Annotated in this window: 15 protein-coding genes; 8 read left to right on the forward strand and 7 right to left on the reverse strand. The window is 43.9% G+C overall.

The genetic code is table 11. The features are described from left to right. Nucleotides 1–350: 350 nt before the first annotated feature. The gene (locus F6K46_RS00965; RefSeq protein WP_293055057.1) at nt 351–1,949 is read right to left on the reverse strand and encodes a gamma-glutamyltransferase family protein; all 1,599 of its coding nucleotides are present in this window, start codon (nt 1,947–1,949) and stop codon (nt 351–353) included. A gap of 292 nt (nt 1,950–2,241) precedes the next feature. Between F6K46_RS00965 and F6K46_RS00970 the strand changes: the two genes are divergently transcribed. From F6K46_RS00970 to F6K46_RS01000, 7 genes are all read left to right on the forward strand, one after another. Further along, nucleotides 2,242–3,948: a hypothetical protein gene (locus tag F6K46_RS00970; RefSeq protein ID WP_158069432.1), complete on the forward strand. Its 1,707-nt coding sequence runs from the start codon at nt 2,242–2,244 to the stop codon at nt 3,946–3,948. A 93-nt stretch (nt 3,949–4,041) separates the two neighbouring features. Beyond that, nucleotides 4,042–5,586: a DUF1822 family protein gene (locus F6K46_RS00975; RefSeq protein WP_075897021.1), complete on the forward strand. Its 1,545-nt coding sequence runs from the start codon at nt 4,042–4,044 to the stop codon at nt 5,584–5,586. A gap of 49 nt (nt 5,587–5,635) precedes the next feature. Then, nucleotides 5,636–5,776 carry a hypothetical protein gene (locus tag F6K46_RS00980; RefSeq protein WP_293055060.1) on the forward strand — a complete coding sequence of 47 codons (141 nt, stop codon included), beginning with the start codon at nt 5,636–5,638 and terminating at the stop codon, nt 5,774–5,776. A 65-nt stretch (nt 5,777–5,841) separates the two neighbouring features. Next, nucleotides 5,842–8,229: a CHASE2 domain-containing protein gene (locus F6K46_RS00985; RefSeq protein ID WP_075896274.1), complete on the forward strand. Its 2,388-nt coding sequence runs from the start codon at nt 5,842–5,844 to the stop codon at nt 8,227–8,229. A gap of 416 nt (nt 8,230–8,645) precedes the next feature. Further along, the gene (locus tag F6K46_RS00990) at nt 8,646–8,795 is read left to right on the forward strand and encodes a hypothetical protein (RefSeq protein WP_293055063.1); all 150 of its coding nucleotides are present in this window, start codon (nt 8,646–8,648) and stop codon (nt 8,793–8,795) included. Nucleotides 8,796–9,181: 386 nt separating this feature from the next. Continuing rightward, nucleotides 9,182–10,111, forward strand: a complete 930-nt coding sequence (locus tag F6K46_RS00995; RefSeq protein WP_293055065.1) for a DUF928 domain-containing protein — start codon at nt 9,182–9,184, stop codon at nt 10,109–10,111. Between the two features lie 56 nt (nt 10,112–10,167). Further along, nucleotides 10,168–10,368, forward strand: coding sequence for a hypothetical protein (locus tag F6K46_RS01000; RefSeq protein ID WP_293055067.1), 201 nt, complete (start codon nt 10,168–10,170; stop codon nt 10,366–10,368). Here the strand turns inward: F6K46_RS01000 and F6K46_RS01005 are convergent. Further along, entirely contained in the window at nt 10,348–13,215 is a 2,868-nt protein-coding gene (locus tag F6K46_RS01005; protein ID WP_293055069.1) for a CHAT domain-containing protein, read from the reverse strand. The genes F6K46_RS01000 and F6K46_RS01005 overlap by 21 nt on opposite strands. 117 nt (nt 13,216–13,332) lie before the next feature. Here F6K46_RS01005 and F6K46_RS01010 point away from each other — a divergent pair, with 117 nt between their 5' ends. After that, nucleotides 13,333–13,623, forward strand: a complete 291-nt coding sequence (locus F6K46_RS01010) for a hypothetical protein (RefSeq protein ID WP_293055071.1) — start codon at nt 13,333–13,335, stop codon at nt 13,621–13,623. Here the strand turns inward: F6K46_RS01010 and F6K46_RS01015 are convergent. The 5 genes from F6K46_RS01015 to F6K46_RS01035 form a co-directional block, all read right to left on the reverse strand. Next, nucleotides 13,568–18,679, reverse strand: coding sequence for a LamG-like jellyroll fold domain-containing protein (locus F6K46_RS01015; RefSeq protein ID WP_293055073.1), 5,112 nt, complete (start codon nt 18,677–18,679; stop codon nt 13,568–13,570). The genes F6K46_RS01010 and F6K46_RS01015 overlap by 56 nt on opposite strands. Next, nucleotides 18,663–19,946, reverse strand: a complete 1,284-nt coding sequence (gene iscB / locus F6K46_RS01020) for an RNA-guided endonuclease IscB (protein WP_293055075.1) — start codon at nt 19,944–19,946, stop codon at nt 18,663–18,665. The genes F6K46_RS01015 and iscB overlap by 17 nt, the downstream gene beginning before the upstream one ends. A gap of 552 nt (nt 19,947–20,498) precedes the next feature. Further along, on the reverse strand, nt 20,499–20,636 hold the full coding sequence (locus tag F6K46_RS01025; protein WP_293055077.1) for a hypothetical protein: 138 nt from the start codon (nt 20,634–20,636) through the stop codon (nt 20,499–20,501). A gap of 25 nt (nt 20,637–20,661) precedes the next feature. After that, nucleotides 20,662–20,889 (reverse strand): hypothetical protein, encoded by a 228-nt coding sequence (locus F6K46_RS01030; protein WP_366510687.1) that lies wholly within the window; start codon nt 20,887–20,889, stop codon nt 20,662–20,664. Between the two features lie 281 nt (nt 20,890–21,170). Continuing rightward, nucleotides 21,171–22,100 carry a pentapeptide repeat-containing protein gene (locus tag F6K46_RS01035; RefSeq protein ID WP_293055079.1) on the reverse strand — a complete coding sequence of 310 codons (930 nt, stop codon included), beginning with the start codon at nt 22,098–22,100 and terminating at the stop codon, nt 21,171–21,173. Between the last annotated feature and the right edge of the window lie 177 nt (nt 22,101–22,277).

A 22,277-nucleotide genomic window follows, 5' to 3' on the forward strand; every position in this document is an offset into this window, starting at 1 on the left:
AGATAACCGTAGTGCTAGATATATAGGACTTACGAAGTTTATTTGGTTTTGCCCCCCTAACCCCCCAAATCTGGGGGGAACTACTCTTAAAGTCCCCCAAGTTTGATACCGTTGGCGAAATTAATATTTCTTTACACAAGAGTAGCAGATGGGTAACTTTAAGTTCATGCTCCCCCAGAATTGGGGGTTGGGGGGCGATAAAGACTGCTGTCTTCAGGCTGATATTACTAAATGTTAAATTCGCCAGCAGTATCAAGTTTGGGGGATTTAGGGGGCAATGGGTAAGTCCTGATATAGTCAACAGCGGGATTAATCTTTCACTAAACATTAGTTGGATTGTCATTACTCCTTCACCCTACCAAGGCTAACCCATCACCACGGGGTTCAGATGCCGCTACCAAAACCCCTGACTGACGCCAGATAACTTGACCTTTCCCAAAATTTATGCTATCTGCCATAACCTGAATGTCATGACCCATCTCAGCTAGCTCCAGAGCAATATGACGGGGTACACTCTGTTCCAATAGGACTTGTGACCCATCCACAAATCGCCATCTGGGAGCATCTAGAGCAGCTTGAGGATTCATCCCGTAATCTGCTAGGTTAACCACTACCTGTACATGTCCCTGAGGCTGCATGGGGCCTCCCATAACTCCAAAGGGCCCGAGAGGTTGACCATTTTGAGTCAGAAAACCGGGAATAATGGTGTGATATGACCGCTTACCTGGTGCGACTTGATTAGGATGACCGGATTCTAGGGTAAACCCTAAGGCTCGGTTTTGCAAGGCAATCCCAGTGCCAGGGATAACAATCCCACTCCCAAAGCCTTGAAAGTTCGATTGGATAAAGGATACCATTAATTCCCCATCTGCTGCTGCGAGATAAACTGTGCCACCTTTGGGTAAACCGGGTTTTGCTAAGGCGATCGCTTCTTCCCCAATTAACTTCCGGCGTTCCCTGGCATACCCATGGTCTAATAGCGTTTCGATTGGGAGTTCCATAAACCGAGGGTCAGTGATATGGCGATGAACATCAGCAAAGGCTAGCTTCATGGCTTCGATTTGTAGATGGTAGCTTTTCGCTGATTCACGGGGATAGTGGCTTAAGTCAAAACCTTCGATTATATTCAATGCCATTAAGGCCGCCATCCCTTGGGTGTTGGGGGGAATCTCCCATACGGTCAGGTCACGATAGTTACTTGAAATCGGGTCTACCCACTCAGCTTGGTGAGTAGCTAGGTCAACTTTGGTCAGCACGCCACCAGTATTAGCCGCAAAGTTTGCGATCGCATCAGCAATTTCCCCTTGATAAAAGCTTTCACCACCACTGTTTGCTATCGCTTTCAAGGTCTTAGCATGATCCTTACTCCCCCATACCTCCCCAGCTACTGGTGCGCGCTGGTTAGGGAAAAATACCTGTTTAAATGGTTCAAACTCTGATCCAGTCAGGGACAGATACAGAGCTTCCGCTTGTTTCCAAGCTCTTGCTGTGACTGGAGAGACTGGAAATCCGGTTTCGGCGTATCGAATCGCTGGGGCAAACAATTGCTCAAAGGGTAGCTTTCCCCACCGTTGCCACAAACTACGCCATGCTGATACCGCTCCTGGCACTGTTACCGATAACCAGCCGATAGCAGGAATCTGACTCATGCCAGCAAAATGCTCAAGGGTCAGGTGTTGAGGGCTTTTGCCAGAGCCATTGATACCATGGAGTGACCCATCCCATACTAAAGCGAAGGCATCAGAACCGATACCATTACAGGTAGGCTCAACCACTGTCAACGCGATCGCTGTGGCTATAGCAGCATCTACAGCATTGCCTCCAGCCCAAAACATTTCCATACCAGCTAGGGTGGCTAGGGATTGGCTAGTGGCTACGGCAAATCGATTACCCATGACTACCCGTCGTCTTGATGGGTAGGGATAATGGGTTAAGTTACCCTTGAGCATAATCTTCGATTATCAAATGTTATGTAGTTATTTTATAGATAAGCTGCATAACCCCTAAGCTTGAGTACTAAGTAAATAATGAGGTTTCCTTCTACTTAGTTAGTTGTTTGACCTATGAATCGATTTAAGTTAGGAGTTAAGGTAAAGCGCTACTAGAAGCTAGGGTAAAGAATCAATGCCTACTAACAACTCAGGTATCAAACCGTTTTCGACATCTATTTATTTAAAAGACCCCCAAGGTGATAGGGGGCTCGAAGCGGTTTTTCAATCTAATTCTAGATTAGAGGGTTTCATGGCACATCTAGTCCAGTCTGAGCCAGACAGGAGCGAAGCCGATTGGGCTGCTTGCTTCTTATATCAGTTGAGACAAGCATCTGGTATTTACCGGATTTTATCCATGACTAATCCTGCGATAGTGGTGATCAGAGCTTATCTATTATTGTTAACCTTATCTGATCAGCTCTTATTCAATTACCTACAGTTTGTTTGTTGGTCTGCATCTCAAGCGATCGCCCATCAGTTGAGTAAATCTCATAATCTTGCGTTACATTATCCTGTAGAGGAATGTTTCATCATTGCTAGTGAAGCAGCCAGCCAGCCAGCTAAACTCCTCAGAGGATTTAATTTTTATGCTAAGTCTTCTATCAATGCCTATGCTTTCAATGCCCTCAAGCGAATTATTAGAAATCAAGTCGCCAAGGAACTCAGGTTAAAATCTATCAAATTTTCTGATTATGGCTTGTTGCGATATTTGGATAAAACCGAACTTGAGCAAGCACTTAATAACTATGGAATCACTAATCAAGATTTCAACTATTATCGTCTGGCTTGGCAATCGTTTAAAGACTACTTTAACGAGATTTATCCTCCCAGCAGCAAGGGAAAGTCTCGCCATCATTCCCCAATTAAATTCCTAAGCCAGCAACAGCTTCAACAAATTGCTATTCGTTACAACCAGCAGTTAAATCGGTTAACTCAAATGGTTAGTTCTGAGTTAAAAATTGCTGATTTTAAGAGGAATAACCCTAAAATAAGTGATTCAGATTGGTTAAGACAAGTAGTACGTTACTCAGCTAATGGGCCACGCCCACGCTACGGGAACAGCAATCAGCAATCAGCAATTAGCAATCAGCAATCAGCAATCAGCAATCAACACTCAGCATATGGGCTACGCCCACGCTACGGGAACAGCAATCAGCATATGGGCTACGCCCACGCTACGGGAACAGCAATCAGCACTCAGCACATTGAAGAAATGCTAGCCATTTGCATCCAAGCGGTGCGGATGTCTCAACACAGGAATTCAGTATCCTTAGATGAGTATGGGGAAATTACTGATATAGCATCTAATCCTTTGGAGGTGGTAATCCAAGAGGAAGAAAAGGATGAGTTGGCTCAAGTCAGGACTATTATCTTAAGAGAATTTACTGCTTTAGATCAGCTAGCTCAAACATCCCTAAGACTTTGGCTTGGTCTAGGCATCAATCAACAAGATTTTATCGAGCTTTTTGGGTTTAAAAAGCAATATCAAATTGCTCGCCAGTTTCAACGTTATTTTAAACGAATTTTGAAGGCAGTCGTCACCTTTTATTTTCAGGATGCTATGAGTACAAGTCTAACCTCTAAAGACATCAAGCAGCGCCTTAATGCAACCACTAAAACTAACTATATTAATAACTATCTAAAAGCTTACTTAAGTGCTGATAGTCAAGACTTATTTTCTAAAGTTATTTATAAAATTTATGATGAAGATATTGCTAACTCAATGACTATTAATTTTAGTAATTTAGAAAAAAATAAACTCAAAAAACTAAACCAGAGTTTACTTGAATTAATTCAACCAAGGTTTGAGGTATTAATTGAAAAAAAAATGTCTATAGAACTGATTGAATTTAGATCAGCTAAACCAGCGATAACTAAATTTATTGAGCGGTGGCTCCAGCAAAATCAGGCACTACTAGAGCAATCTCGATCAGGAAATAGGGCAAAACCAATGTAGCCAAAGTAAAACCTGAAACCTGAAACGTGAAAACACCAAATATCCCAATATCCCAAATACCAATTAACGATTAACCAAAAAGGAGATGAGTCAATGAAATTAAGTTTAGAGGATGTAGCTTTCCTACACCCAGACCAATTGTTGATAGAATTCTCCCCAGAAGAACGAGAACAAGCATGGCACCAAACCCAAGCTCAAGGTTATTCTAATCAAGCTGCTCGTTGGCGAGCGTATCTGAATTGTCTCTGTCTGAATACGTTTTTAAGCTATCTGGACACAGAAGCAAATTTAACAGAAGCAAATTTAACAGAACCAAATTTAACAGAACCAAATTTACTAGAAACAGCACTAGACACAGCACTAAAGAAACCACTAAACAAAGCATTAGTATGGCCAGAGTTGGGGGATTTACCAAGTTTCTGGGAAGTAGTGAATGGTACAGCTGTTGAGCTAAACCAGATGCGACTGGTATTAATTCCTAGTGAAGAAATCAAGTTTACAGCGTTGCGAGTACCGCGAGAGTGGGTTGATATTCCTGAGTGGGCTAGTCATTATTATGTGGCGATGCAACTGAATTTAGAAGAATGCTGGTTACAGGTGTCGGGATACACAACTTATCAACAGTTACGTGATCATGGTAACTATGACATCATCGATGAAACCTACGCTGTGGATGCAGTAGATTTAATTGAAGATTTGAATGTGATGTGGGTAACGGAGGAACTTGCTCCTAGTCCCAAACTGGTCGTAAAGCCAATGGCAAGATTATCCTGTGATGAAGCAACAACGTTAATCAAGCAATTGAGCCAGGAAACTCCTTATTCTCCGAGGCTAGATATTCCTTTTGCTAAGTGGCAGGCACTGGTATCAAATTCTAGATGGCGCAAGGAATTATATAAACAACGTTCCCTAGTTTACTCTCGTAAGCCATCTATAACCTTACTCTCATGGCTGGATAATTTCCTGGAGGCTGGTTGGCAAACTGTTGAGGAAATTCGAGCACGTAATGGTGAACCTACTTTAAGCTTAGCTTACCGGTCTCAACCGACTCGTTTGAAGGATCGTTTTAACGATAATTCTTCAGCATCTTCCCCTTTTTCGGAAAATATCCCTGAAGCTGTGACCGCAATTATTAAACTATTAAAAACCAATAGCAGTAAAGATACTAACTTACCCGCTATAGAATTATTGGGTGAAATTGGTCATAGTAACTTAGAGGCGATCGCATTGCTTGCTGAGATGATCAATACTACTGACGATCATGACTTACGTCGCCAAGCCGCTGTCAGTTTGGGAAAACTTGACCCAAATCATCCCCAAGCTGGGATTAGGCGAGTTAAGATAATTGATTTAGAAATGCAACTGAATGGGAGCAAAGTAGCATTTATGGTTACTTTCATACCTGAAGCAGATGGGGAAATTAATGTTCACTTACGGGTGTATCCTACTAAGAGTAAATATCTAAAACCTAATCTCGAATTGCTAGTACTTGATCAGCAGGAAGAAATTTTCTTGTCGGCTCAGTCGAGAAGTGCTGATAATTGGATTCAATTAGAGTTTAATGGTGAAAAGGGGGATAGGTTTATGGTAAAACTAGTACTGGGAGATGCCAGCTTTTCCAAAGAGTTTGTATTGTAATCTATCTTGGGTTGAAACTTTAGGGTTGAAAGTTGTGAGGTTGAAAGTTGTGAGGTTGAAAGTTAAAGGTTGTGAGGTGGAAGGTTTTCAGATAGCGTTTCTGATACTTATCAGGTACCTTCAAGTTTCTTACCCCGACTCCCGACTCCCGACTCCCGACTCCCGACTCCCGACTCCCGACTCCCTATAACCAAGGACTTTCTCTGCCACCCAATTGAAAATACTATTAATAAATTGAATTATAGGGGATTAAAAATGACGAAACTAGTAACCTTTAAAATAGTTGATGGTGATTTTAAAAAGGGCTTTCGGGTAATCCTAAAAATTGGGATTGATGCCAATGAAAATAATTTAATGGCTAGAGAAATTGACGGTTGGTTACCGCCAGCACCTGAGATTAACCAATTGTGCAACAGTTGGCTCTTAAGCTATCGTGCTCAAGGGAGAATCAAACTGCATCCACCGGATCGGAAACTGACAGCTCCCTCAGAACAGATAACCAACTATTCAATTATCAACTCAGCTCATGATTTAGAAGAGGCGATCAATAATTGGCTAAATTCAACCGATAGAAAGTTTCAACGCTTCCGGGATCAAGTGTTAAAATCTTTATCGACCAATGACCAGATTCGGTTTATTATTCAAACTAATAATATCAAACTTTGGCAATTGCCTTGGCATCTCTGGGATGTCTTGTCCGATTGTGATATTGAGGTTAATTTCAGTACCTCAGAATTTCCCTTACCCTCCCAAGCAATCGACCAATCTAGAAATAAAGTCAGACTATTGGCAATTCTAGGAGATGACACCGGGATTAATATCGAGAAGGATTTGGCATTACTCCAGGAGGAATTACCGGATGCAGAAATTGTCCCTTTAATCAGTCCCAAAAAAAAAGAATTAAGCCATGAATTATGGGATGAAAGGTGGGATATATTGTTTTTTGCTGGTCATAGTTTTACCCAGAAAGATAATTTACAAGGACGATTTTTCATCAATGAAGATGAAAGCCTAACCATTGAGGAGTTAAAGTATGGTCTAAGCAATGCGATTGAAAATGGTTTAAAATTGGCTATTTTTAATTCCTGTGATGGGTTAGGATTAGCAGCAGAATTGGTTAGTTTACCAATCTCGACAACCCTGGTCATGCGGGAACGGGTGCCAGATGAGGTAGCTCAGACGTTTTTAAGGTATTTTCTCAACGCATTTGCCACAAAGCAAAAATCCTTATCGGATTCAGTTTGGGAAACCCGGAAAAGATTGCAGGAGGAGGTAGAAGATAACTATCCCTGTGCCAGTTGGTTACCAGTGATATTTCAAAATCCTGCTCTGGAACCGCCAACTTGGGAAGACTTGATCCGAAATATTAGCAATCCTATTGATGATCGAGACTATCTCAAGCATAAACCCAAACTCCCAAGGGTTTTACTGGTAAGTTTGATTGTCACTATTGCAGTGATCACAATGCGATTGCTTGGGCTGTTACAAGGATCAGAATTACGTGCTTTTGACCATCTTATGGGTCTGCGACCACCTGAAAAGCCGGATGAGCGGGTTTTAGTAATTGCGGTGGATGAACCAGATATTCAGTATCAGGAAAAGATGGGTTGGTCGAGGAAAGGGTCGTTATCCGATACAGCCTTGGCAGAACTGTTGCGAAAACTCAACCGTTATCAACCGCGAGTGATTGGCTTAGATATTTATCATGACTTTGAGTTTGAACCTAACTTAGGGACTCAATTGAAACAAAATCCCCGTTTCATTGCGGTGTGCCAAATGAAAAGTAATGATCACCCTGGTATCGCTTCACCACCGGGTATGACATCACAACAGATCGGCTTTAGTGATTTCCCTCGTGACCCAGATCATATTATCCGTCGCCAACTTCTAGGGATGGGCTATCCGGATAATTGTAATACTCGTTACTCTCTAAGTTTACAAGTGGCTCTGAATTACCTAGCCGAAGAGGGAATCCCGCCGATGAAGAGAAATTCAGCAGGGGATGTAGAAATCGGTGATGTGGTGTTTCGGAAATTCGCACACAATGCTGGTGGATATCAGTTAAAGCCAGAACATGCAAGGGGATATCAGATACTCCTTAATTATCGTGCCAATAATCCCAAACAAGTTAATCTCCAAGACTTACTCAAGGGTAAACTTGACTCCCAACTGCCGGATTTAGTCAAAAATAAGATTGTCTTGATTGGGGTTGGTAAAGATTTAAAGGATGTACACCAGACTCCCTATACTAAAGGGCCATGGTCTGACAAAATACCTGGGGTTATGGTTCAAGCTCAGATGAGTAGTCAGATTATTAGTGCCGTTTTGAAGCAACGACCCTTGCTCTGGTGGTTGCCACAGTGGGGGGAAATGCTTTGGATTGGTAGTTGGTCTGTGGTGGGAGGCCTATTAGTTTGGCGTTTACATTCCCCATCCTACTTGGGAATTGCTGTTTTTGTTGGTATCAGCCTTTTATCTGGAGTCTGTTATGGTCTGTTACTCCAAGGGGGATGGATACCTTTTATACCATCAGCGTTGGCCTTAGTGGCAACCAGTGGAGCCATCGTAGTTTCTAGCATTTTTAAATCAAATGTAAACAAGGATGACAGTTTTTTATATTACCAAAAATCCCTAGATACTTGATTATATCTTGCTTTTTGCTTCTTGCATCTTGCCTTTACTAATCGCGCTTCTGTTTACATCTCAAATGTAAAGGCTAGATTGATCATCCAATTGTTTTAGATAATTTTGATAAAAAGATTATTTGTTTAAAGATTGAATAAATTTTAATCCAACTAAAGAAATGAGTCGGGCTTGATATGTAATACTTTTTTTGATCAATAAATCAGTCATCAGCGATGCAGAGGTGCGACCCGTGACGAATTAAATTCGCCACGGGTCAAGCGCACCTAAGCGCTCATGGGGAGGCAGCGCCGCCAAAGGGGGTCTCCCCACTCGCTATTGCCGTGGTTTCCCCCGGAGACGAAACCTGATTACGTTGAGCTGAGCCTTTATGGTTGGTAGGCTATGCAAAAAAGGTTAAAACTTATTGATTAGCGATGCAGCGCGGTCTTGGGGGTTTCCCCCATGAGCGACTGCATCAAGACAAGGCGAGCCTGTCTTACGGTAACTTCAAGGCCTGCCGACGCTTGGCCGTAGGCCACGCCAAAGGAGAACGCGAACAAACTACTCGCGCTTTGCATGGCTGACAAGGTCAACTGCGTCATTCTTCTCATAGCTACCAACCTAAGAGGATATCTGAAAAGTTTTTTGATACTGAATTTTGCCCCCCTAGCCCCCCAATTCTGGGGGGAACAAGAATCTATTTGCTGGTAAAAGTCCCCCAAAATTGGGGGACCAACGGGGGCTTATATGTAGCAAATGAGACTTCTCAGACAACCTCTAAAGGCGTAAAGCACAAGACACCCAGGTTGAGGTCAGCAGTTGAGATCTAGCCTTTCCCGATCTATTTGGAAATGCTCTATATCCGATCGGTGTGATAAGAAATGTAAAGGTTTGCAGAAAATCCCTGACTAAGGACTGATAAAGATTATGGAATCCTTTAAAAAAATTAATTTTTGTCAAACCTCTGAGTATGTATAACAAAAAGCTAGCCTTGTACAAACCTTCTTTGATCTTGACCCTGGTCTGGGTACTACTTAATTTCACCATTTACCCTCTACGAGCGCGTTCGCACTCTGTTGCCCTAAACAGTAACTCCCCCGCAAATAGTTTCTCTAAATCCGATACTCCATCAGCTCAACCAGATCTAGACTTTGACGGTGATGGTAGACCTGATCAGATTACAACAGCTGGAGGACGTTTATATTTCCTCCCACCAAATGCTACAGAACAGGAAAGCTTTGATGATGTCGGCAGACCACCGAAACGGACATCAGGAGGATCACGTGGTCTGTGTTCGGATCAGCTGATTGCTATAGTCCCTGGCAGTAGCGAGATTGTCGAGGCAACTGGCAACTGTAGTAATGACTCGAAATCTTTCTTAGCACTGACCTTAGCTGAGTCTCCTAGCTTTTGGTTTTATGTTCCTAAACAGTCTACTCCTGAACTGACGGTGGAGTTTGTACTGCTCGATCAGAACCAACACTCTCTACTACAAGAAACGATTCGGTTATCTGGAACTCCTGGTATTGTCCGTGTTCCCTTGAGCAAACCTCTAGAAACTGACCAGGTATATCGATGGCAGTTCTCTGTTGTAGTTAATCGCCGCCGCTCTGGGAATCCCAAGGTGGAAGGATTAGTAAAACGCATCATACCAGACTCTACCCTCAGTAGTAAGCTCAAGGCTGCTACTTCACCACGGGAGCGTATTGCTGTTTATGCCAGTCACGGTATTTGGCATGATGCGATGACAGCCTTAGCTGAACTACGGTACCAGAAACCAGAGGATTTGAGGTTAGAACGGGATTGGCAGGATTTCCTAGGTTCGGTGGGTTTGCGTGCGATCGCATTCAAACCTCTAGTTGATTGTTGTACAGCACAGGGAGTAGGGAGTAGGGAGTAGGGAGTAGCGATGCAGCGCGGTCTTGGGGAGGCAGCGCGGTCTTGGGGGTTCCCCCCATGAGCGACTGCCGTGGTTTCCCCCACTCGCTATTGCATCAAGACGGGAGTAGGGAACTTCCGAGTGGTAGTTCTGACGAAAATATCATCAACAGGCAACTTCATCCCGATTCCCGATTCCCGATTCCCGATTCCCTACTCCCGATTCCCGATTCCCAATTCCCGATTCCCGATTCCCGATTACAGCCAATTTCCGACTAAAACATAGGCTCCCCAGAAATATGGAGCTTGATAACCACGGCTTTTTAAGAGCTTAACTTGAGCACGGCGCAAGGCTTCAGCTTTGGTAACCGTTGCGCCAGAATCAGCTAATTCTTGGTAAAAAGATGCCATCAGTTTAGCCGTAGAGTCATCATCAATGAACCATAGGGAAGCCATAGTACTCCTGGCTCCTGACTGAATCGCTACTCCGGCCAAGCCTAAGCTAGCACGACTATCACCATCGGCAGTTTTACAAGCACTGAGCACTAGTAATTCAATTGCTTCTAAACTATTGTCACTTCTGTTCTGGATGACATTGCTTAAATCCTTGAGATTGATTCGCTTATCCCACGCCAGCAGAAAGGTCTCGTCTGGATCTGAACTAAACTCACCGTGAGTAGCTAAATGCACCACAGGAAATGCCACTGAACTGATTAACTCTTGCCATTTTTGACTGGTAAAGTCTTGATTGAGCAATTGCTGACTGGGAATTTGGGATTTAATTTCCCCTAATTCTGTTTTAACATTGGGTAGGTTAGCGAAACCTTCATGATCACGAAAACCCTCGCGCATGTCTGAAAGTCCAAAGGCTAAGGCATTTAACTCTACTTGAGCTAAGGGTTTGGGCTCCAGTAGACTCAAACCAGGAATGAGTGCGATCGCATAGCCTTTTTCTACTAGATACTGTTCACCATCATGAAGGGTAGCCATAGGAACATTGCGCAATCCACCATCAAGAACAAATACTAAGGTTTTAACTTGATTGGCTTCGAGCAACTCTTCCGCCGGTTGAATTAACCAGTCATAAACCTGTTGGGATAAGGCGAGACTTTCTTTAGAAATAAAAGGTCTTTCTAGCTGTATACGGAGACTTTCTAAGGTTTGCTCCAGTTTAGCTTTAGGTAAAGCAGTGGTGTAGTGAATAAATTCTCCTGATTTCGGTAATCTGACGATCACCACTAACCGGTCATCCAGAATAATCGGATAGACTAATGCTGCACTCGGATCGATTTCTTGCTCCGCCAATTCCACAATTTCAGAAAGGTTACACCCCAGAAAATTCTCAATTTGGGCTAGCTGAAGAGAGTCAATGGCTGCAGTAGCTTGCTTGAGCTTGTTCTCTGCGATCGCGTTATTTGCGATCGCGTTATTTGCGATCGGTTGAGCGGTTTGCTCGTCTTTCAAGAGTAAATCGACTAATTCTCGATAGACTTGCTCAACATTTTCCCGAAAGGAAAACTGCACATCTGAACTCAGAGCCAGTAAATCTTGGCGCAGAGAATCTAGGGTTTTGACCGTTGCTTGGTAAGCGGTAATTGCTTCTTCAGTTTTTCCCAGAGCTTGATAAATTCGTCCTAACTGCCATTGCCATTGATAGGCAATATCATCGGATTGAATTCCTTGAGCTATGGTTAGGGCTTTTTCGGTAAATTCTTGAGCTTGATACCATTGCTGAGTTTGTTCATATAGCTTACCCAGGGTACCGAGGGCATAGGATTCGGCTCGTTTATCGTCTAAAAGTTGAGCCTCTTGGAGAGCTTTTACTAATGTATGGGCAATTTCGTAAGGCTGAAGGATAAAGGATGACCGCTGAAGATTGTCTTGATGCTTGTTTGATTTTAGATCATAGGTGATCAGACTTTCGACAAAATTGATTTGAGCATAGATTGCGGTTCGACTAGCTGGTAATTTAGTAATCTCGCTGTTGAGTAATTCCTTGACTTGGTCATTAATTTTATATTTTAATTCTTGGAGCCTTGTAGTTTTGTTTTGATCTTTGTCTTCATCCGTTAAGGTCTCTAACCAATTGTGGAAGTCAATGATTAGACTTAATCGCTGTAGTTTCGGTTCAATATCTAAGCTGGTTGATGCTGATAATTTGCTTGACTCTTGAAGAGATTCTTGATAGTAGTTTAGAGCATACTTAAACTTATCATCAACTTTTTTTTGAACTTTTTCTTGTTGTTCTATCTGGTTATTTCTGGTGTATAATTGTTTATAGTGGTTGTACCAAGAACGTTCTGTATCTCCCAAACTCAGTAAGGTCTCTCGTTTTTCCAGAGGAGGTTGAGCTACTTTCAAACTTGCCTTAAGCACTTGCTGAGAGTGCTTCAAGTCCCCAAGGAGACGGAGAGTATTCCCAAGGCTACGTAAGCCAAGGATTTTAATCTGGGGATCAGGGGTTTGTTGAAAGGTTTGCAGCACCGTTTCAAACCTTTCTTGATTGGACAAATCGCAATTATTGTCCAGGTTTAAGGCTTGTAATAAGGTTTTACAGGTGCGACGGTGAAGTCCTAAGGCTTCCATCGCTTGAGCTTGATTAATTAGGGTACCTGTAATGCCAATGTCATCCTTTAATTGTTGATAAATCTCAGTAGCCAATTGCCAGGCTTCTAGAGCAGTGTCTGGTTGTCCTAAGGCTAATTCTAAACTACCTAGGGTGTTGAGAGCTTGGGCTTGGATTTGCTGGTAGTCTGGGCTATCCCTGAGATCTGCTCCGGTCTCTAACAGCTTGAGGCTAAATGCGATCGCATCTTCTGCATCAAACCACTGTTGCAGTTTCTGGTAAGCCAAAGACAGATAACTCAATGCCATCGCCTGATGTAGTTTATCCCTTTGGGATTCATAGGCTTGTGCTGCCTGTTCCCAAGTGCTTGCTGCTTGATTAAACTGACCTTTGGTGTAGAATGCTCTGCCTTGTTCCACTAAATCTGACGCTGACCAATCTTGAGGAATTGGCTTAACAGTTGTGGGATAGGATAAGACCGGAAGGATGCCAATGGGGAGAACTAAATTTAGGAGAAAAAAAATTAGGGTTTGTGTGCCAATTAGGGTCGCGCGAAGCATGAGGACGCTAAATCTAGGGTTTCTATTAAATTATCTCTTGAATGGAGTATGGTGTTTCATCGTAATAGTCAGGTATATCTAAATTTTTCTCATTGCTGAGGGGCGGGATGACTATGAGTGGGTTCGGCATCTTGTCTGCCTGAGGCAGAATACAGGCAAGATGCCTGTTCCACCCTTGATGCTGGGCAGGATACAGGCAAGATGCCTGTTTCACACCTGATGCCCCTGGAAATTGAAACAGGCAAGATGCCTGTTCCACGCTGCATCTGTGTTCCCGATTCCCGATTCCCGATTCCCGATTCCCGATTCCCGATTCCCGATTCCCGATTCCCAATTCCCTGCTCCCTGTTCCCTAGCGCAAATAACAAGACCCAGGTACCTGCCGAAATCCATCCGGTGTCACGGTAGTTGGATAAGCAGTCAGAAAGATATTGCCATCAGCATCAATCATCAAGCCTTGAGCTTCTATAATCCGTTTTGGCTTAGGGGTAGTGGGTTTAACAGGGGGGTTAACCAGTGCAGTCGGGGAACGATAGCGTCCACGGGCAGTGGGACGGCGTATATCTTCCCAAAGGGTATTGCTGCTGATTTCACCTGGGCGAGGAGGTAAGCCGCCACGTCCAGTATTGACAAAACTACTGCCAGTACTATTACCCGGTTGGCAGCGCTGGTCAAATTGAGCCTTGCCTGGTTCGGTGGGTAAGCTGTTGGGCTCCCGTTCCAGAAAGTCATTGGTAGTGTTGATGGTCACCATACCACTGTCTGTCTGACCAGAGGCATCTATATCATTGGTGCCATTGCCATCAATAGCTGGGCGCTCTTCAATACCAAAGATACTGAAGGCATTGATAGTGATATTACCGCCTTGTCCCATGGGAGCATTAGCAATGATATCACTACCATTAGAACCAGTTGCGGGGAAAGCAATCAGGAATGGGTTATCATTCGGATTATCATTACGGTTCTCATTAATAGTGATGTTACCTCCGTTAGCTTCTAAAGCCTTTGCGGAGATCAGACTTTCGTTTTTGAGCTGTATTAGGTCTGATATGTTTAGTATGATATTCGCTCCTGATTCCCCAGGATTTGGAGTTTGAGCAGTTTCAGCTTCTAGTGTTCCGTTATTGAGCAACAGGGAATTAGCATTAATTATCAGATTACCTGCTACCCCGTTCTCACTTCTGACTGTTATTATCCCTTCATCTTCAACCTTGAGGGAATTACTATTGATTCTGATATCACCAGCTTGAGCTGTCTTACTGCTTACGTTTATTTCCCCTCTATCCTCAACCTTCAGGGAATTAGTATCGATGGTGATTTCACCAGCTTCACCACTGAAATTGCCTGAGCTGCTAGACACTAAACCACTGGCAATGTCACTATTAGTGGGACTAACTCCAGAAATAGTAATGTCATCAGCATTGACTGTAATCTTACCAGCATTTGCTGCACGATCAGGTAAGGATTCCGGAGATACAAGATTTAGTTGCCCCAATAAAAAGTGACTAGTAATGGTTTCAGGGGATAAGGCTTTGTCATAGACTGCGACTTCATCAATCACACCATTGAAGGGTTGGTTGAATCCTCCGTTACCCCTCGTCCAATTGCCGATCAAGACACGGGGGTTTTGACTTTCAAAAGCACCTTGCTTGTTACTGTTGACTTCCCTACCATCCACAAAAATAGTGTTGGTGTTGGAGTCTTGGTCATAAGTAGCTACAATGTGATACCAAGTATCTGGTTCGATGATGTTACCTGGTGTTTCCAAGTCCTTTGGAAAGTCACCAAAACGAACAGACCCCTTACGGCTCACTCGGAAATATAGACTGTCACCGTTACCATCGTTGCGGTTATTGCTTGGATGTATCCCGAGATAAGATTGCTCTTTCAGTTCGTTTGGCTTTACCCAGGCTTCTACGGTGAAGGATTGATTGCTGATATCTAATTCCGACCCTGGTGCAATAATACCAACATCCACAGCATCATTGTTGCCATCAAATTCTCCTGCTGTGCCTGATACTCCTGGAACGCCCTGAATTACGCCATTCCTGTAAGTACCGTTGAAGCCATTGCCAGAACTGTCAACAGCCGTTATTGAAGTGGTTTCGTCTAAACGCCAGTAGGCTACTGGCTGATCTGCTAGCACAAATTCTTGATAGGACTGGTTGGTTAACTCTGGATTTAGAGCTGCTTGACTGACACCAAAGGTTCCTGCTTCGACCCGCCCACCATTAATAAGAGATAGGGAGGAAGTAGTGATCTCAATATCTCCTCCATCACCAGTAGCTCCCTCATTTACACGGCTCTGAATGAGTGCATCATCAACAGTTACTGTATTGCTGCTGGTTAATTTTATATTTCCACCATCCCCGCTGCCGCTGGTGCCAGCACCTAGGGTTCCACCATTAGTCACAGCAATGGAGTTAGCCTCAATGCTAATATCACCACCGTCACCATCTATTGTCCTAGGTCCCACACCAGTCAAGATCCGACTAGCTTCGTCATTAATGCCTATTCCGTCTATTAAAACCTGGTCACGAACCTTAATGATCACATCACCACCATCCCCCTTGCCTTCAGTACCAGATGCTAACTTGGCACCTCCAGTAATTTCCAATGAACCTTCTGTAACTGTTATGCTAATATCGCCACCATTCTTCTTGCCATCCGGTTGAACATCACTAACTATGGCACTATCTGCTCCAATCAGCTCGCTGACTCCATCAACTAAAACGCGATCGCGAGCTATTATTTCCACATCACCCCCTTTTCCTTTGCCACGGGTTTCAGAATTTATCTGAGCACCATTGGTAAAGTCAACTGACCCAGCATCAATCAATACGTTGCCACCGTTACCCTCTGCTTGAGGTCTAACGCGAGTGAAGATAATACTTGAAAATTTATTCTCCTTTCCCTTTACTTTATTCTTAGCAGCGCCATCAAAGATAACTTTATCTTCAGCAATAATTGATATGTTGCCAGCATTTCCTTTGTCATCGATTTCAGTACTTACTTGACCGCCATTGGTCACAAAAACTGACGTTGCCTCTATGGTGATATTGCCACCATTACCTTCAGCTTGTGATTGCTCACTCAAGGGTATGTCTTCTCTATCCGGACCGACCCGAGAGCGCAAACCGCTGGCTATATTATCCTTCTTATCCTTATTTGCTACTCCGTTGGATACGTTTGCCTTAGCTATCCCGTCAATCCTAACTGTATCGCGAGCTTTTATAGTTATCTCGCCTGCATTTCCTTTTCCCAGGGTGTCAGCTAAGACTCTAGCACCATTTTTGATAGTGACTGATTCGGCATCAATCGATATATTTCCTGCGTTGCCGATTGCGTCAGGATCCACTAGGGTCTGAATTGAGTTAATGTTCTTGTCAACGATAACTTGATCCTCAGCCGTAATTATTACACCACCACCATTTCCCTGTCCTGTGATCCTCGACTGCAAGAAAGCATCATTCATAAACAAAGAGCCTGTGGTAATGGAAATACCACCACTCTTCTCACCGGTAGCGTTTCTTTCTATGTTGTTGAAAATTCCAGTAGTCTCACGATTTTCCGAATTTTCCGTTTTCCCTTCAAAGGTGACTGTGTCATCAGCCACAATGGTAATTTTCCCAGCATTTGCTTGACCAAAGGTACTCGTTTCGATCTGAGCACCGCCTGTGGCAAAGAGTGACCCAGTATCGATAGTGATATCCCCACCCTTTTCGGTGCCGAAGGTGTTGCTAATAATGAAACTTCCGTTAAGGGATAGTTGACCATTTGTAACCACAGTAATATCCCCTGCTGTCCCAGAAGCCGAAGAAGCATCAATGCGTTCGCTTATTTCAATCCCGCCTCGATAATCGATAATCACATCACCACTATTTCCCACAAACCTACCGAAATTGTCATCGGTGCGGAGTGTTCCCATCTCCAGCTTGTTAGTAGGATTAGTTCCGTTCGGTTGATACTGATTGGTTAACAATACCAGTCCATTCGGAGCATTAATCGAGATGTCACCAATCGTGATATCAGCACCAGTTGCACCAGTAACCACATTAGGAGCAAGGTTTCCTGTATCCACATTTCCTGGAAAACCTCCCAGTAATGTCCAATCTATGCCAGCACGAATATCTAAGGTAGGTTGGTTACTACCATCAATTACGACAGACGTTCCGACTTGGTCCGATAAGGTAACATTGGCCAAACTTGCCAAGAACGGATTGGAGTTATCAGGACTAATGGCATTGTCGGCGGTATCGGTAGAGTTAATCTCCAGGTCTCCAACCGTAACACTCCCTCCTGCCAAAATATGGAGTGAGGCTCCGGTATAGTTTCCTAAACTGACATCTCCATTGGCCAGAATAATTGGGTCATGGGGGCTGACTAAATTTCCCGGTGATCCATCCAACTGCTCGATGCTGAAACTGCCGCCAGCGGTATAGTGAGCATCCCCTGCTATGGGACCCGGCGATTGGCCTTGGCCTTTGGGCCACGCTGCGCGAATGGCCACGCTACGCGAACGCAACCGTAAATCAGAACCAGCGAATAAACCACTATCGGTATGGTTATGGGCAGCAATATCAATGGACTGATTCCCCTGAATTAGCAGCAAACCACCGGCATTGGCAATAAAGGGTTGCGCTACACTATCGCTGATGCTAACCGTATCTTCTCCAAATAGAGTCAAATTGTTACCAGCCTCCAGTTGACCCTGTAAATCTAGATTGCCTGCAGCTAGAGTTAAATCTTGTCCTACTGCTAAATTCCCAGCATTTTGAATTGTTGTCCTGGGGTCATACTTGCCATACTGCAATCCTGGGGTAATATTAATGGTTAGCAGTGGCGGGGCTTGTGGGGATGTGGCACTAAACTCCTGCCCATTAGCAAAGACCAGGCTATTGGCAGTAGAGGCGAAAAAGGAACCAGCTACATCTAATCTCGACTGCGGTCCAAACACAATGCCATTAGGATTGAGCAAAAACAGATTCCCTGGCCCATCTACTCCCAAAGTGCCTAGAATATTAGAGAGATTACTTCCAGTTACCCGGGTTAGAATAGTCTCAATTCCAGAAGGATTAGCAAAATAAACCCGTTGTAGTTCCCCTACATTAAATTCCTGAAAACTGTGGAATAGGTTAGACCCTCGTGTTGCGCCACCTTCGATTTTATCTGCTATTTTTCCTCGGACATTGGTATTAGGTATCACCACAGACGATTCTGAACCTAATGTGCCATCCGGAACAATATCAGCCAAGGCATAGTTTCCCGACATGGCTAGGGTTAACCAACCCAGGGGGAACGCCATTGCCCTGGCCCAACCTAAGGTGAGGGTGATTACTAGCTTTCTTCCACCTAAAATAGCGGTAAGGGGGCGGACGCCTATACCCGTTAGGGTTAGCGTCTGGGGAATTACCGCCAACAAAAAAATCGAGCGGTAGCGAGTCCGTTTATAGTCTGTATTCATAGCCGTCCGCTCGGTGAATGGTTTTTAGGTATTTCGGATGTACATCAAAGCTTTTCTCTAATGTGCTCAGCTTAAAGCTTGGCCTATAGCGAATGGCAATTCGTCCGGTATACTTCCCTGCGTACTTCCGAGACGGGATATCGGCTTTTACTAAATCCCCCGTTTGAAACCCCATAAAAAACTTCTGTGAGGGAGCGTGGGCTATAGGAAAGCCATATCGGTCGGTTCGACATCGCTGCCGCCTCCCATGACCCTTGGCTTTGACGATCAGAGGTCTGACCCCTTTAAGTAGTAGTCTTTCGGGGGTAGAAGCCCCAACACAAGCCGCGTCTGTCCAGTGGGTTTTAGGAATGTTGCGGAGTTTGCGATTGAATTTAGTCCGACCACCAGTACCCGTTTCCACAGGGAACCCGTACCCTTTCAGTCTCCTCAGCAATTCCCATCGGGTGGAATTAACCGCCGCCGCATCTTTCAATGGGGCTAATGCTTGCGCCAATACCTGCTTGAGCACGTCGGGTTTCTTTTTGAGAAATGCCTCAACAGGTTTATTCCCCTTGGCTTGATTGCAAGGGCGGCAGGCTAGGGTGAGGTTACTGACTCGGTTCGAGCCACCCTTGCTCAAAGCTTGGATATGCTCGATTTCAAGGGGGGTTTCTTTGGCGCTACAGTAAGCACATTTTCTTTCCCATTTCTGGAGTAAGTATTCCTTTACTTCAAAACCGAACAACTCACCTCGCTGGTACTCAACGCCCCTAATTTCGGGGTTCTGCATTTTCTGCATGTCGAACCGTACTAATTCCATTGAGAGCGCGGAGATTGGACAGACCCTGATCATTCGCCCGACCCATGTCTCGACGTTGGCCACCCGGCTTTCTATCGAAGGAGCAAGCCATCCTTCTGGGCGAATCCGATTCAGGAACCTTCGCTTGCGATACCTTAGTTTCCGGTTACGTCGCCCTCGTCTTAAGGCTCTGCGAGAGTCGAGAGCCTTCTTGATTTGTTCTGTTCGGTGTTCGATCTCTAAGGCATGGGTCACCCGGTAGGATTGTTCCTGGACTACTGCCATTCCCGTGACCTTGGAGCCTGGATCAATTTTAAGTCGGTGGGGATGGGTAACTGAATCCTCCACCGTCCTGTCTAGCAGTACGATGGTGAACGGGTAGCGCTTAAACACCCTGGCGCGTCCGTTATTGAGCAGCTTTCTTGCCCGTGCTGGATGACAAGGATCAAGGGGTTTAAGGTTTTTATCTAGAACAAAGGCGTACATTACTGCACCTCTCAATTTCTTGGTAAGGTTTGCCTCGACGTTGTTAGTACTCGGTACTTTCCTGATCACACTGGCTTTTCCGAATGACCTGTTTAATGACCCGGTTGTAGAGCTTGGAACTGGCACGCATCCCAAGGTACGAACTTTAACCCTTGCTACTAACGGCTGCCTGAGGCGAGGCCAGAAATCCTCGTCTCGTCTCAGGCCATCTGGTCAACAGGCTTGATTCAAGCCCACACTGTACCCAGTAGGGTCAGTGTGCGGTAGTTGACCCATATTCAGTTCTAAGTTATTTCTTTAAATACTTTCTGGATAATTATACCAGTGATTGCTGCTTTTTATTGGAACTATGGGAATTTTAAGACGTGTGGTAAAATGGGGACAGATCACCCTATATTTATGAAATATCTAGGGTTTTTATATAGGTTTTAAACAGGCTTATGGTAGTCATTTATATGTATGGAAAATGGTAAATCTAAGAGGGGAAATAGCTTCGGAGTTTTATGGTTAAAGAAATAAATACTGCCTAATTTTACATCTCATTTATAAATGCTATAACGCCTTCAAGCTAGTAAGGTGCAAATTTATAGATTTTAGGGAGCAGGGAGCAGGGAGCAGGGAGCAGGGAGCAGGGAGCATAGAATACAAAAGTCGAAAGAGGGAAGAGGTAAAAAATAATCTGTACCTCATAGCTACGATAAACCCTATAACTTCATTATTTAAGAATTTCATCATACTGATTGCTGTCATCTTGTTGTTCCTTGATTGAGTTTATAATCTCGTTTAATGGCTTTTGGTTTAGCCACTGATGGCGTTCTTGCGTATAATCACCTTGACCCCAGTTAAAATATTGAATAAACCGAATTGCATCAACCATTCCTAAAGCATCAACTAAGGCTTGATATCCTTGTTTTATAATTTCCTGTTGGGGTTTAATGATCATCGTTATTATCCATTTGTGTAGATTATATTAGCCAACGCACAGGATTATCAACAGCTACATTGATTGCCCTAATATTTCGTTGAGCTTTGTTAATAAGTCTGTCATCTGTAGATCAGGGGGTGGCAAAAATCTAAAAATTAGGCGTTGCTTAATAATGGAATGATTTTAATAGTTTTTAGGTGCGCTTGACCTTGGCGAATTTAATTCTTCATGGGTCAAGCGCACCTTTGACTAAAATAAGCTATCAGCTGATAGCTGATAGCTTATAGCTTAGGTTGCTGTTACCCAAAAGGAACATTCAACGCGCCATTTTGCTTAAGCCATTGGCACTGTTGAGCACTTAATCCTTTAGCATCGGTAAACACCGCACCGGCCACCTCGCAGTTAGAGAAATCAACACCATTCCAAATAGTATTCTCCAAATTAGCGTACTGTAAATCAGCATTTTTAAGATTAACCTTAGATAAGCGAGCCCCTTCTAAATTCGCAGAAAATAAAGACGCTTCAGTTAAATCAACATCGTTTAATAAGGCATTTTCCAAACTTGACTCCAGCAACTGAGCACCACGCAAAATTACCTCGGTCAAATCAGCAGCTCTGAGATTAGCAACAATCAGATTAGCAGAGGTTAAATCTGCTCTGAGTAAACTAGCACGGCTTAAATTTGCCCGTTCCAAATCAGCACCAAGCCACTTAGTATCGATTAACTTAGCCGCCTCTAAGGTAGCTAGATCAAGGGTTGCCCCACTGAAATTAGCCTCAGGGAAATTCACAGCTCCTAAATTGGCCATCTTGAGATTGGCATTGATAAAGCTTATCCCTTTCCCAGTTGCTTCTCTCAAATCAGCCTTTTGCAGCTGGGCTAAGGACGCCTCAACCCCATCTAGTCTTGCTCCACAAAGCTTAGCCTTTGTTGCCCAAGCCCCTCGGAGATTCGCCCCCTCCAAATCAGCACAATTCAGTTGAGCTCCTGAGAGTCGGGCATAAACCAAAGTCGCCCCCGATAGGTTGGCCCAGCTGAGATTGGCTTGAGTAAAGTCTGTCTCTTGACAAGATGCTCCCGAGAGATTGGCATTACGTAGGTAAGCGTGGGCAAACTGAGCCTGATCCAGATTCAACCCCTGTAAATCAATATGACTCAGCTCGGCTTTCTGTAACGACAGTCCTTGCTTAAGTTGTTTAAGAACTTGATTAGTAGTTAATAATGTCATAGTATTGCTTATACAAAACCTGTAGTCAGTTCGTTTTGTATCTAATCTAACTTTATTGTCACACAATATGTGATTACAGCAATAATCTTTTACATAAATACATTGAGCGTTTGAGGCATAGGAGCAGTCAAAGTATTAGGGAATCGGGAATCGGGAGTCGGGAATCGGGAATCGGGA

This window comes from Moorena sp. SIO3E8 (genome assembly GCF_010692445.1).
GTDB classification, from domain to species: domain Bacteria; phylum Cyanobacteriota; class Cyanobacteriia; order Cyanobacteriales; family Coleofasciculaceae; genus Moorena; species Moorena bouillonii.